A 12,819-nucleotide genomic window follows, 5' to 3' on the forward strand; every position below is an offset into this window, starting at 1 on the left:
GAGGGGCATCGACTGTCTTGGCCAAGGCCTCGGCCAGGAGGCCAAGGCACGCCGTCAGAACAACGCGGGCAGGGTGGCCTCGACGGCGTCGCGCAGCTCGGAAAGCTCCAGAACCAACGGCGCTTCAGCCAGCAGGTCGGTGCCGGTGACTACCAGCAGGTCGCCGCCGGTGGTGCCGATCCGCGCCCAAGCCACACCCTCTGCCTCAGCGGCGGCGGCCACCACCCGCAGGGCCACCTCCGGCACGGCCACCAGGGCCCGGGCACCGGACTCGGAGAACAGGGCGGTGAAGTCGTCCACCTGGTCACGCCCCTGGATTTGGCCCAAATCAATGCTGGCGCCCACGCCACTGCGCAGTACAGCGTCTACCAAGGACTGGATTAGGCCGCCGTTGGACAGGTCGTGGGCAGCCCGCAGCACCCGGCCGCCGTCGTCGGGCAGATCCGCCGCGGAGAGGGCCAGCAGCACTCGCCCTAAAGCCATTTCTGCGGCCAGGTCCACGTGCGGCGGCAGGCCGCCCAGGTGGTCGTGAATGATGCGGGACCAAGCGGAGCCGTCAAGCTCCGCGGCGGTGACCCCCAGGGCCACCACCGCCAGGCCCTCTTCGTGCCAGCCGGAGGGGTTGGCGCGACGCACGTCGTCCATGACGCCCAGCACGCCCACCACGGGGGTGGGGTTGATGGAGGAGTCAATCAGACCCTTGACCTTGCCGTGAGAGTTGTACAGGGAGACGTTACCGCCGGTGACGGGCACGCCCATCTCTTGGCAGGCGTCGGCCAAACCGGTGATGGCCTGCACAAGCTGCCACATGGCGTCAGGGTCCTCGGGGGAGCCGAAGTTGAGGCAGTCGGTGACGGCTAGGGGCCGAGCGCCCACCGTGCAGACATTGCGGTAGGACTCGGCTAGGGCTTGGGCGGCGCCGGTGGCGGGGTCGAGTTTGGTGTACCGGCCGTTGGCGTCAGTGGAGATGGCGACGCCGCGTCCGGTGGCCTCGTCCACGCGGATGACGCCGGCGTCGTCGGGTTGGGCGAGAGCCGTGCCACCGCGTACGAAGCGGTCGTACTGGCTGGTTACCCAGGATACGGAGGCCTGGTTGGGGTCGGTGACGACGGCGTGAACTTGTGCAGCCAGCTCAGCGGCGGTGGTGGGCCGGGGCAGGCGGCTGGTGGTGTCGGCGTTGAGGGCGTCCTGCCAGGCGGGGCGAGCGTAGGGGCGCTTGTAGGTGGGACCTTCGTGGGCGACGGTGCGCGGGTCCACGTCCACGATGCGCTCACCAAAGTGGTCGATGGTCAAGCGGCCAGAGCCATTGACCTCTCCGATAACGGCGGCTTCCACGTCCCATTTGTGGATGACCTCCATGAAGGCCTCCAGTTTATCCGGGGCGACGATGGCCATCATGCGTTCCTGGGACTCGCTCATGAGGATCTCTCCGGCGGTCAGGGTGGGGTCGCGCAGGAGGACTTTTTCTAGGTCTACGTGCATGCCGCCGTCTCCGTTAGAGGCGAGCTCACTGGTGGCGCAGGAGATACCGGCAGCGCCAAGGTCTTGAATGCCGAGGACTAGCCCCGCCTGGAATAGGTCCAGGCAGCATTCGATCAGAACCTTCTCCATGAAGGGGTCGCCCACCTGCACACTGGGGCGCTTGGCTGGCATGCCGTCCTCAAAGGACTCAGAAGCCAGGATGGAGGCCCCGCCGATGCCGTCGCCGCCGGTGCGCGCCCCAAAGAGCACCACCTGATTGCCTGCCCCGGAGGCGTTGGCTAGGTGGATGTCCTCGTGGCGCAGCACGCCGACGCACAGGGCGTTGACCAGGGGGTTCTCCTGGTAGGAGGAGTCGAACTCGGTCTCACCGCCGATATTGGGCAGGCCCAGGCAGTTGCCGTAGCCGCCCACACCCGCCACGACGCCGTGGACGACGCGGGCAGTATCAGGGTGGTCTACGGCGCCGAAGCGCAGTTGATCCATGACGGCTACGGGGCGCGCGCCCATGGAGATGATGTCGCGGACAATGCCGCCCACGCCGGTGGCGGCGCCCTGGTAGGGCTCCACGAAGCTGGGGTGGTTGTGGGATTCAACCTTGTAGGTGACGGCCCAGCCGTCGCCAATATCTACCACGCCCGCGTTTTCCCCCATCCCGACAAGCAGGTGCTCGCGCATCTGCGGGGTGACCTTCTGACCGAATTGCTTGAGGTGAAGCTTGGAGGATTTGTAGGAGCAGTGTTCAGACCACATGACGGAGTACATGGACAACTCGGCGTTGGTGGGGCGGCGGCCCAGCAACTCCTTGATGGAAGCGTATTCCTCGGCCTTGAGGCCCAGCTCCGCGTAGGGCATCACCTGGTCTGGGGTGGCGGCGGCGTCTTGGACGGTATCGGGGTGCTCCACCGGCTGAGGAAGGCCGGGGCTGGTGGGGGTGCTTGGCTCAAGCGACTCGGGGGCCATGCGGCTGCTCCTGTGACTCGAAGAGGGGAGGGTGCCAGAGCTGAGAATACCTGGACCAAAAGATCCGGCCGACGCCACCGTGAGGTGACGTCGGCCGGAGTGATCTATACGCGCTGGGTCAGCGCAGGGAACCATCCTTGGAGACCAGAATCAGGATGAACTCAACGAAGGCCCAGATGCTGTTGCCGATGAGCATGAGGTACCCGATCGCAAAGCCGGCAAAACCGCCAGCAGCTGCACCGTCCGGGATGCTGCCACCAGGGGTGATCTGACTTGCAGCAGAGAACGCGCCAACTAACACGATGATGATGCCCAGAGCGGCTAGAACAATATGCCCGATGCCGCGACTCGTCTGACCACGGTAGAAGTTGTGCACACCGAATCCACCCAAGAAGAAGGCCAGCAGCGCTGCAGTGGTCTTGGACTTGGGCTGCATGCCGGGAGCGTAGGGGCTGGCGGCGTAGGGGCCCTGCTGGTACGGGGCAGGCTGCTGGGTGGGCTGGCCGTAAGGGTCGTAGCTCATGTGGGGTTGCCTCCTGTGGAAACTGGTTGAGCGGAATGCGGCCTGAGGTAGCGGCCATATCCTTGCACCATCATCCCTGAAACAGTGGACGCTGACAAAGGGGTGAACTCCCCATGGCTGCCTGGGCAGCGGATCGGGCGGGTTCGCAAGCAACAGTTACGAAACGCGCAGGCTGAAAGTGCCGCGCATCACAGGGTTTGGGGGCAGGATCGTTACATGAGAACCATCGACGTCGCCCCCTTGCCCCTATCGGACCTGGAGAGCCACTTGGACGAAGTGGCCACCCGCCGTCTGCGCGGCGGCGCTCGCAAAGCCCATGGCTTGCTGGACGGGCGCACCATCTGGGTGGTCACCCCTTCGGCCTCCGCCAGCTCTGGTGTAGCTGAGACTGTGGCCCCACTGGTGGGCTACGCCCGCGGCCTGAGCCTGGACGCGCGTTGGCTGACGCTGGATGCTCCCGCAGAGTTCCGGGAGATCGCGGAGCGGCTGCATGCCAATATCCACGGCCAGGATGGCGACGGCGGCAAGCTCGCCGAGAAGCAGCGGGATATCTACGAACATGTTCTAGCTTCCAACGCAGACAACGTCATTGAGGACGTGCGCGAGGGCGATGTGGTGATTCTGGAGGATCCGCCCACCGCTGGTTTGGCGCGCGCTTTCAAGCGGGCCGGAGCCAAGGTGGTGTGGCGCTGCCACCTGGGCACCGACTCCCCCACGGAGGCTGCCCAGATCGCTTGGGCTTTCCTGGACCGTTACTTGGAGGACGTGGACCTGGTGATCGTGTCCCGCCCCAACTACCTACCTGCCTTTGTGGAGCCCGATCAGGCCGCAGTTATTCCGCCGTCGATTAACCCGGAGAGTCCCAAGAACCGGGTGCTGGACCTGGACGAATCCTGGACGGTGGCACGTCTAGCGGGCCTATTTGCGGGCAAACCGCCTTTCGACGCCGTACCGCTGCTGCGCGAGGACGGCCGCACGGATGCCTTCCGCGGCTTGGAAGAGCAGGAGCTCGTGGTGGTGGGCGGCAAAGTACCGGAGGGGGCGCGCACCATCACGCAGGTGCAGCGTTGGGACCGCCTTAAGGGCGGCTTGGAGTTGGTAGAGGCTTTTGCGGCGCAGACGGAGCAGTTGCCTGCCAACGCCCACCTGCTGCTGGTTGGGCCTAAGCCTGACCCTGTCAAGGAGCCTGCTGCCCAGGCGGTTTTGGATCAGATCATTGAGCGGGTCTCCACCTTGCCGCCTCACGCAACCTCGCGCATTCACGTCATGGGGGTTTCCGCACGCGACCGCGAGGTCAACGCCACGGTGGTCAATGCTGTGCAGCGCGTGAGCGACGTCGTAACGCAGCGCTCTCTGGTGGAAGCTTTTGGGCTTACGGTGGCTGAAGCCATGTGGAAGAAGCTGCCAGTGGTGGCCTCTGCGGTTGGCGGCATCCAGGATCAGATTGAAGACGGCGTCACCGGGGTGCTGGTGCAGCCGAGCGATGCAGCCGAATGGGGCAGCGCGGTGGCAGATGTGTTGAATCTGCCGGAGCGAGCCAGCGAGCTGGGCTTGGCGGCCCATGAGGCCGTGCGTCGGGAGTTCCTGCCGGACCGGCACCTGCTGGCGGTGCTGGAGGCCCTGGAGGGCCTGCTGGAATAGGTCCTGGGGAGGGCGGGAGTAGTGCAGAGCTCTGGAGTGTAGCTAGGCCTCAGCCTTGGCGCAGTCCTGCTGCTGCCCTACTGCTGTGCTGTTACTGGTCCCATAGCTGCCCCGGCTCCCGCTTAGGCGCTGCCCTATAGGGCGGCCCTGGATGCAAACTGATAACGGTGCAGCCCTGCGGGCTATTGGGCTCGTGGGGCGGCACTGTGCGTAGCGGTGTAGATCGGACCGCTACGCTCAGCTATTGACGGCAGTTATCCACAAGTTATATGCACACCCTTGTGCACAGGTGTGGACGCTTACGGGATGCCGCCAGTTGCTCTGTGGGCAGCGGCCCGGAGCTGCGCTCACCGACTTGAGTGGTCCACGGCAGGGCATTTCTTGCAGTCCGTGACATGCACTATCACAGTCATGCACGCCGCAGCTAAGCGTTGCAATTTCGCGGTTGGTTAGTTAGTTAACTGGGTCGCATTGGCTGCGTCAGGGCGCGTTAGCTCTCAGTCTGCACATCCGCTTACAGAAGTCACACAGGTTTCATGCAGGCCCGGAACCGCAACAAAAAGTAACGATATGGTCACGGCGCAAGTGAGTTCTCCACAAGCTCAAGCACCGCTTTCCGAATCCGCAAATGACCTTGTGGATAACTGCCGCGGCCCCGCCACCGAGACAGATGGCGGGGCCGCGAGTTAACGGTTCTGGGGTCACACAGCCAACAGCGAGTGCAGGGCTGAGGTGAAGATCTTGAGGCCATCCACGCCCAGGCGCGGACCGGCGGCAGAGTCCGGGCCGAAGCCGGGCTCCACGGCATGCTCCGGGTGCGGCATCAGGCCGACGACGTTGCCGCGCGCATTGCGCACGCCCGCTATATCCCGGGCGGAGCCGTTGGGGTTGCCGCCCAGATAGCGGAACACCACTAGCCCCTCCCCCTCTAGGCGGTCCAACTCGACCTCGGAGGCGATGAAATTACCCTCCCCGTTCTTCATGGGGACGGTGATCTCCTCCCCCACAGTGAAGTCTGCAGTCCAGGCCGTGGAGGTGGACTCCACGCGCAGCCGCTGCTCACGGCAGATGAACTTCTGGTGGTCATTGCGGATCAGGGCACCGGGTAGGAGATGGGCCTCGGTGAGCACTTGGAAGCCGTTGCAGATTCCCAGCACGGGCAGGCCCTTCGCGGCGGCCGCAATGACCTCAGTCATTACGGGGGCAAAGCGGGCGATGGCACCGCAGCGCAGGTAGTCGCCGTAGGAGAAGCCGCCGGGGACTACCACAGCGTCAACGCCTTTGAGGTCGGCGTCCTTATGCCATAGCGCTACGGGCTCACCGCCAGCCAGGCGAATGGCGCGCTGCGCGTCGACGTCGTCGAGAGTGCCGGGGAAGGTGATGACGCCAAGGCGGGCCACGTTCAGGCCTCCTCGTCTGCGGTGATGGAGACGACGTCCTCAATAATGGGGTTGGACAGGAGCTTCTCAGCGGCCTGGGCAGCGGCGTCTAGGTGCTCCTGGGTTACAGGGCCGTCCACGGTGAGCTCGAAGCGGCGGCCTTGGCGCACAGCCGTGAATTGGTCAAAGCCAAGCCGTGGCAAGCTTCCAACCACGGCCTTGCCCTGGGGGTCGAGGATCTCTGGCTTGGGCATTACCTCAACGATGATGCGTCCCATTGGAACTCCTGGATTGGTGAGGGGTGCTGAGCTGTGGCCAGCCTACTAGGTGCCACTAGCCGCGTTGGACGCCGCTGGGCTGGGGGCGTTAAGGAGCGCTGGGCTGAGAGGTGAGGTACCGGCGCCCCGGCCAGTTCCCTCACAAGTCCAGCGGCTCGCCGGTGAGGCGCTCGTAGGCCTCCAGGTAGCGCTGTCGCGTGCGCTCCACCACCTCCGGGGGCAGGGCTGGAGGCTGAGCACCGGAGGCCCGCTGCCAGCCCGAGGCCGGGGAAGTCAGCCAGTCACGCAGGTATTGCTTGTCGAAGGAGGGGGTGATTTGGCCGGGATGCCAGGCGTCGGCGGGCCAGAAGCGCGAAGAGTCAGGGGTGAGCACCTCGTCGCCAAGCACTAGGCGGCCTGCGCCGTCAGTGCCGAGTTCAAACTTGGTATCCGCCAAGATGATGCCGCGCGCCTGGGCGATCTGGGCGGCCCGGGTGTAGAGCGCCAGGGTGGTGCTGCGCAGAGCTGAGGCAGCTGCCTCCCCCACTAGCTGAGCCACACGCCCATAGGAGACGTTCTCATCATGTGCGCCCAACTCGGCCTTAGCGGCGGGGGTGAAAACCGGCTCAGGCAGGCGGGAGGCCTCGGTGAGGCCCTCGGGCAGGGCCAGGCCGCAAACGGTGCCGGCTTGCCGATATTCAGCCAGGCCAGAGCCGGTGAGGTAACCACGGGCCACGCATTCCACGGGGTACATCTTCAAGCGCTGGCAGATCATGGCGCGCCCGGCCACCTGCGCGGGCACCTCCAGGCTTATCAGGTGGTTGGGGACGACGTCGGACAGTTGCTCCAGCCACCAGGCGGTCAGGGCGGTGAGCACCTTGCCTTTGTCTGGGATAGGGGTGGACAGGATGTAGTCGTAGGCGCTGATGCGGTCAGAGGCCACCACCAGCAGCACGTCCTGGCCAGCCCAGGGCCCGTCGGCGGCGGGGGCGTAGACGTCACGGACTTTGCCGGAGGACTGGTGCCGCCAGCCGGGGATAGAGACGGCGGTGGGAGGCAGTAACTCGACGGCGTCGCTCATGCGCTCATCCTGCCATTGGTAGCCAAGAGGCGCTGACGCCCCGACCGTCTCAGTGGCCCGCAGCAATGTCAGTGCGGAACTGGCCGCCCTCCAGACCAATACGGGAGATAGCCGTGTAAGCGCGCTCGCGAGCCTGCTCCACCGTGTCCCCCAGGGCAACGACTGACAGCACGCGACCGCCGGTAGCCACTAGGCGACCGTCCTCATCCTGACCCGTGCCGGCGTGCAGCACATGCACACCCTCCACCGCCTCTGCCCGCTCAATGCCGGTGATGAGGTCTCCGGTGACGGCGGTGCCGGGGTAGCCGGGTGCGGCCAGCACGACGTCGACGGCGGCCTGCTCTGACCAGGTGGGCGCAGCAGTGTCAGCCAGGCCTCCGGTAGCGGCGGCGTAGAGCAGTTCTGGCAGGGAGGAGGTGAGCCGGGCTAGAACCGCTTGGGTCTCGGGGTCGCCGAAGCGCACATTGAACTCCACCACCCGCATGCCGCGGCTGGTGAGGGCCAGACCGCAGTAAAGCAGTCCGCTAAACGGGGTGCCGCGGCGGGCCATCTCGTCTAGGACTGGTTGGGCCACCTCCCGGACTACCTGCTCGCCGAGGTCCTGGGGCGCCCAGTTCAGGGGGCTGTAGGCGCCCATGCCGCCGGTGTTAGGGCCGGTGTCGCCGTCGCCAATGCGTTTGAAATCCTGCGCGGGGGCCAGTGGGCGCACAGTGGCGCCGTCGCAAATGCAGAAGAGGGAGACCTCCGGGCCATCCAGGAAGTCCTCTACGACGACGCGCCCGCCCTCCTTGGCCAGGCAGGCCAGGCCGTGGGCCAGTGCAGCATCCCGATCTGCAGTCACCACCACGCCCTTGCCTGCGGCCAGGCCGTCTTCCTTAACGACGTGGGGGGCGCCAAAGCGGTCTAGGGCGGCCTCTAGCTCCTCGCGGGTGGCGCAAACGGCGGCCTCGGCGGTGGGCACTCCGGCGGCCGCCATCACCTCCTTGGCGAAGGCTTTGGAACCTTCCAGGCGAGCGGCTTCGGCACCGGGGCCAAAAACCGGCACACCAGCGTCGCGTACGGCGTCGGCCACGCCGGCCACGAGGGGCGCCTCAGGCCCGACGACGACCAGGTCGGCGTGCATCTGTTTGACGAGTTCAAGCACCTCGGCGGGCGAGTTGGAGTCGATGTGGAGGTTCGTGGCGATCTGGGCAGTGCCGGGGTTACCGGGGGCCACAAGGAGTTCGGTGGTGGCGGGGTCGGCAAGGAGAGCGCGGGCGAGGGCGTGCTCACGCGCGCCAGAGCCCAAGAGCAAGATCTTCACGTCCCCAGCGTAGTAGCCCTGCCCGCACTTATCCCCCAAAGCTCCGGCTGAAGTGGACAAATTGCGCCAGAGCGCCCTTGGCCTCGCAGCTTCAGCGCAGTCTGGCCGCAATGATGGGGCGTGGAAAGCAAAGCATTCATTGGAAGACAGGTGGCCCCCGGCCGGTTTCCTGGTCGGGGGCCACGCGAAAGGCGTCTAAGCGCCTTCAGTTGTTAAGGCTCAGGCCTTGGCGGCGGCGATGCGCTCGCGGAACTTGGCCAGCTCCTCAAGGATCGCGGCGGGAACCTTGTCACCGAACTGCTGGTAGTACTCCTCGGTGCTGTCCATCTCGGCGGCCCAGGCGTCGGGGTCGATGTCGTACATCTTGGCCCAGTCCTCCTCGGAGACGCCCGCGCCCTCGAGGTTGAAGTCCTCGCGCTTGGGGTACAGGCCCGTCACGCCCTCGATGGCCTCAACCTCGCCGGAGGCACGGCGCACGATCCAGTCCAGGACGCGGCTGTTGTCGCCGTAGCCCGGCCAGAGGAACTTGCCGTCCTCGTCCTTGCGGAACCAGTTGACCTGGTAGACCTTGGGGAAGTTCTCGCCGAGCTTCTCCTGCATCTCCAGCCAGTGGCCCCAGTAGTCGGCCATGTGGTAGCCGCAGAAGGGCAGCATAGCGAAGGGGTCGTGGCGCAGCGAGCCAGCCTTGACGTCGGTGGCAGCCGCGGTGACCTCGGAGGCCACGGAGGAGCCAATGAAGACGCCGTGGGCGGGGCTGTACTGCTCGGCAACCAGCGGCACGTTGGTGGCGCGGCGGCCACCGAAGAGGATCGCGTCGATGGCCACGCCCTCAGGAGCCTCCCAGTCGGGGCAGATGATCGGGCACTGCGCAGCCGGAGTGGTGAAGCGCGAGTTCGGGTGGGCGGCCTTCTTGCCCTCGGCGGCATCCGCCGGGGTGTAGTCGTTGCCCTGCCAGTCGATCAGGTGCTCGGGCAGCTCGGCGTCGATGCCCTCCCACCAGACGTCGCCGTCGTCGGTCAGCGCGACGTTGGTGAAGATGGTGTTGGCCTTCATGGTGTCCATGGCCATCGGGTTGGTCTTGTAGGACGTGCCGGGGGCGACGCCGAAGAAGCCGGCCTCGGGGTTGATGGCGCGCAGGCGGCCGTCCTCGCCGGGGCGCATCCAGGCGATGTCGTCGCCAACGGTCTCGACCTTGTAGCCGGGGATCGTGGGCTGGAGCATGGCCAGGTTGGTCTTGCCGCAGGCGCTCGGGAAGGCGGCGGTGACGTGGTACTGCTTGCCGGACTTCTCCTCGGTCAGGCGCAGGATTAGCATGTGCTCGGCCATCCAGCCGTCGCGGCGGGCCATGGTGGAGGCGATGCGCAGGGCGTAGCACTTCTTGCCCAGGAGGGCGTTGCCGCCGTAGCCGGAGCCGTAGGACCAGATCTCGTTGGTCTCGGGGAAGTGAGTGATGTACTTCTCGTCGTTGCAGGGCCATGCAGTGTCGGCCTGGCCCGGGGCCAGGGGGGCACCCACGGAGTGGGAGCAAGGCACCCAGGGGCGGCCCTCGTTGATGAGGTCCATGGCCTTGGCGCCCATGCGCGTCATGATGCGCATGTTGACCACCACGTAGGGGGAGTCGGTGATCTCGATGCCCAGCTGGGAGATGGGGCCGCCCAGGGGCCCCATGGAGAAGGGGATCACGTACATGGTGCGGCCGGCGTAGGTGCCGTCGAACTTCTCGTTGAGGATCTTCTTCATCTCGGCCGGGTCGTACCAGTGGTTGGTGGGGCCGGCGTCCTCCTCCTTCTCGGAGCAGATGAAGGTACGGGACTCCACACGGGCAACATCGCTCGGCAGGGAGCGAGCCAGGAAGGAGTTGGGGCGCTTCTCGGGGTTGAGGCGGGTGAACATGCCCGACTCGACCATCTCGGAGGTCAGGCGGTCCCACTCAGCGTCGGAGCCGTCGCAGAAGTAGACGTTCTCGGGCTTGCCGAGCTCAGCCATGCGGATAGCGAAGGCGATAACGTCCTCAGGAGCGTTAGCCGGCGCGGCAGCGCGGACGTCCTTCTCGGTCACGGTCATGTGAGTCCCTTTCTTGGGTCTTCGGTGACGAACTTGTTCGGTCGTCCTATATCCTCCCCCATTCCCGCCCCAGATGCACTCTCCTTTAGTCCCAGCCGACGGTTGTTGCCCTACTCACACTTACGCCCTTTCCGTTCCCGCATGCTGATCCCTAACAGCGCCATGTACGGTGCCCCCTATGAGTCCCTTATTGGCACCGGCAGCAAGGACGGCGGCCCGCCGTCGGCGTCTGCTGCCCGCCTGGATCTCCCTGGGCGACGGCGTAGCTTGCCGCGCCCGCACCGTGGGCGCCGTGCTAGGGGCCGCGGCCCTATTGGCTGGCTGCACTGCCAAGCTGGACTTAGAAGTCAAAGCCTCCGGCACTTTCAACGCGGTGATCGAGATGCGGGATACCACGGGCACGGTCTTCCAGGCCGACCCGGACTGCTCCTCCCTGACCAATCCGCAGGCCCTGGGCCTCACCCCACAAGACAGCACGAAGGTCACGGCGGAAAAGCTGACCGGCTCCGATGGCTCCGGCTGCTTGGTGCGCATCAGTGAGGCACCCGTGGCCGAAGGCCCCATGCCCCAGGCGGAGGGCACCAGCCACCCCTTGGTGGTGCGCGACGGAGACAAGTTCACCGTGAAACTGCCGCCCTTTACAGCCCCAGAACCCAGCGCTACCGCTACTGCGCAGGTGGATACTCCCGCAGATCCGGCTGTACCCACCGCAGCCCCGCCGTCGCCAGTGTCTCTGGCCGGTTTGGTGAAGGCGCATCTGCAGCTCACCTTTCCTGGTGCCGTGGTAGATGGCGGTGGCGGGCAGGTGGATGGCCGCACGGTCACCTGGACCGACCCGGACCTGATTGCCGACGGCGTGCAGGCGACCGGCCTAGCCCAGGAGAATGCTGGGCTAAGCACTTGGGACCGCTTCAAACACTGGATTACCGCGGGGGTAGTTCTAACCGTGATTGTGCTGACTGCACTACTGATCCGACGCAACCGGCGGCGCAGCGCAAGGCGCACCGATGGGGACCAATAGCCCCAACCGCCCCTTACAGGAGTGCTGCTGCCAGTTAGACTCGGGGCATGAGGAAAACATCACCATCACGCCCGCTGCTTCGCCGTTTGGCCACAGCCGCCCTACTCCCTGCCTTGGCTCTCGGCCTCGCCGTTGGGTCGGGCTCCACTGCCGCTGCTGATGGCCTAGGCACAGGCTCAGCTGATATCGAGATCGTCATTCATAAGAACGACACACTCGACCTGTCGGCCAAAATCAAGGTCGGTGGGATTGACCCTTCGGTCTACTGCAATAAAGACAAAGGCGATGACGATCTAGAGACCACCATTGAGGTCGTTGATGACGCCTGTGTCAGAAAGGCTAGAGGCGTCAGCCTTAGCAAGATTCCTAACGGCTCCAAGACGAAGATCCGTCACGAGGACGGCAAGTTCTACTTCAAGATGCAGGGTTCTAATGTCAGCCCTGGCAGTGGAGTCGGCTCTGGCGGATTCTCCTCCAAACTGACCGTGGTCTTCCCCGGCAAAGTCAGCACCGCGTCTGCTGGCGGCACGATCGATGGCAATACGGTCACCTGGACCAACCCTGATTCCTCGGAGGAGCTGACTGCCGAAGCCTCGGACAGCTCCTCCAACTTCCTGCTTTGGCTAATTCTTGGGCTGGTATTGCTGCTGTTGATCGGCGGCGGCATTATCACTGCTGTGCTGCTTTCGAGCCGCAAGAAGAAGCAGGCTGCCATGGCTGGGGGCTACCCAATGCCCGGCTCCCAAGTCCCGGCACAGGGTGGCTACGCCCCTGTGCAGCCGCAGCCCTACCAGCAGCCCGGTATGGCCCCACAGGTCCCGCAGCAGGCCCCACAGCCTGGTCAGCCTTTCCCGCAGCCTGGTTACGCGGCGCAACCTCCGGCCGCTAGCCAAGATCCCGCCGCCGGCCAACCTTTCCCGCAGCCTGGTTATGGTCAGCCTGGGGGTCAGCCGCCGCAGAACCCCAACGCGGGCTACTGAGCCTGCCCAGCTCGGCTAACTCCTAGCTACGGGCCTTTCCAAACCTGCATTTCTGCACTTAAGTGACGGTAACCCCGTCACCCGGGTGCGGAAATGCAGGTTTGGATTTTGTTGGAGGCTGCTGCGGC

10 protein-coding genes are annotated in these 12,819 nt (G+C 65.4%); 3 read left to right on the forward strand and 7 right to left on the reverse strand.

The genetic code is table 11. The annotated features are described in order from the left end of the window. Positions 1 to 54 precede the first annotated feature (54 nt). Together purL and DR039_RS05985 are read right to left on the reverse strand one after the other, a co-directional pair. Entirely contained in the window at positions 55 to 2,442 is a 2,388-nt protein-coding gene (gene purL / locus DR039_RS05980) for a phosphoribosylformylglycinamidine synthase subunit PurL (protein WP_111836502.1), read from the reverse strand. Positions 2,443 to 2,560: 118 nt separating this feature from the next. After that, positions 2,561 to 2,965: a TM2 domain-containing protein gene (locus DR039_RS05985; protein WP_111836503.1), complete on the reverse strand. Its 405-nt coding sequence runs from the start codon at positions 2,963 to 2,965 to the stop codon at positions 2,561 to 2,563. A gap of 216 nt (positions 2,966 to 3,181) precedes the next feature. Here DR039_RS05985 and DR039_RS05990 point away from each other — a divergent pair, with 216 nt between their 5' ends. Next, a complete protein-coding gene (locus tag DR039_RS05990; RefSeq protein ID WP_111836504.1) occupies positions 3,182 to 4,606 on the forward strand; it encodes a glycosyltransferase in 1,425 nt (474 codons plus the stop codon). A gap of 701 nt (positions 4,607 to 5,307) precedes the next feature. Here the strand turns inward: DR039_RS05990 and purQ are convergent. The 5 genes from purQ to DR039_RS06015 form a co-directional block, all read right to left on the reverse strand. Then, positions 5,308 to 6,006: a phosphoribosylformylglycinamidine synthase subunit PurQ gene (gene purQ, locus DR039_RS05995; protein ID WP_111836505.1), complete on the reverse strand. Its 699-nt coding sequence runs from the start codon at positions 6,004 to 6,006 to the stop codon at positions 5,308 to 5,310. Between the two features lie 2 nt (positions 6,007 to 6,008). Next, positions 6,009 to 6,263 (reverse strand): phosphoribosylformylglycinamidine synthase subunit PurS, encoded by a 255-nt coding sequence (gene purS / locus DR039_RS06000; protein WP_111836506.1) that lies wholly within the window; start codon positions 6,261 to 6,263, stop codon positions 6,009 to 6,011. A gap of 139 nt (positions 6,264 to 6,402) precedes the next feature. Continuing rightward, entirely contained in the window at positions 6,403 to 7,323 is a 921-nt protein-coding gene (locus tag DR039_RS06005) for a phosphoribosylaminoimidazolesuccinocarboxamide synthase (protein ID WP_111836507.1), read from the reverse strand. Positions 7,324 to 7,372: 49 nt separating this feature from the next. Next, positions 7,373 to 8,626, reverse strand: a complete 1,254-nt coding sequence (gene purD / locus DR039_RS06010; RefSeq protein WP_111836670.1) for a phosphoribosylamine--glycine ligase — start codon at positions 8,624 to 8,626, stop codon at positions 7,373 to 7,375. Positions 8,627 to 8,845: 219 nt separating this feature from the next. Then, entirely contained in the window at positions 8,846 to 10,690 is a 1,845-nt protein-coding gene (locus tag DR039_RS06015; RefSeq protein WP_111836508.1) for a phosphoenolpyruvate carboxykinase (GTP), read from the reverse strand. A gap of 178 nt (positions 10,691 to 10,868) precedes the next feature. On the opposite strand from DR039_RS06015, the gene DR039_RS06020 reads away from it, so the two are divergent. Next, complete coding sequence (locus DR039_RS06020; protein ID WP_126622339.1) at positions 10,869 to 11,711, forward strand: LppM family (lipo)protein; 843 nt, start codon at positions 10,869 to 10,871, stop codon at positions 11,709 to 11,711. Positions 11,712 to 11,758: 47 nt separating this feature from the next. After that, on the forward strand, positions 11,759 to 12,691 hold the full coding sequence (locus DR039_RS06025) for an LppM family (lipo)protein (RefSeq protein WP_126622341.1): 933 nt from the start codon (positions 11,759 to 11,761) through the stop codon (positions 12,689 to 12,691). Positions 12,692 to 12,819: the final 128 nt, after the last annotated feature.

This window comes from Actinomyces bovis, assembly GCF_900444995.1.
GTDB classification, from domain to species: Bacteria; Actinomycetota; Actinomycetes; order Actinomycetales; family Actinomycetaceae; genus Actinomyces; species Actinomyces bovis.

What these genes read in the sequence shown, in the direction of transcription:
- DR039_RS06025 (WP_126622341.1), top strand. Translation starts at nt 11,759, where the DNA reads ATGAGGAAAACATCACCATCACGCCCGCTGCTTCGCCGTTTGGCCACA.
- DR039_RS06015 (WP_111836508.1), bottom strand. Translation starts at nt 10,690, where the DNA reads ATGACCGTGACCGAGAAGGACGTCCGCGCTGCCGCGCCGGCTAACGCT.
- purS (WP_111836506.1), bottom strand. Translation starts at nt 6,263, where the DNA reads ATGGGACGCATCATCGTTGAGGTAATGCCCAAGCCAGAGATCCTCGAC.
- DR039_RS06005 (WP_111836507.1), bottom strand. Translation starts at nt 7,323, where the DNA reads ATGAGCGACGCCGTCGAGTTACTGCCTCCCACCGCCGTCTCTATCCCC.
- DR039_RS06020 (WP_126622339.1), top strand. Translation starts at nt 10,869, where the DNA reads ATGAGTCCCTTATTGGCACCGGCAGCAAGGACGGCGGCCCGCCGTCGG.
- DR039_RS05990 (WP_111836504.1), top strand. Translation starts at nt 3,182, where the DNA reads ATGAGAACCATCGACGTCGCCCCCTTGCCCCTATCGGACCTGGAGAGC.
- purL (WP_111836502.1), bottom strand. Translation starts at nt 2,442, where the DNA reads ATGGCCCCCGAGTCGCTTGAGCCAAGCACCCCCACCAGCCCCGGCCTT.
- DR039_RS05985 (WP_111836503.1), bottom strand. Translation starts at nt 2,965, where the DNA reads ATGAGCTACGACCCTTACGGCCAGCCCACCCAGCAGCCTGCCCCGTAC.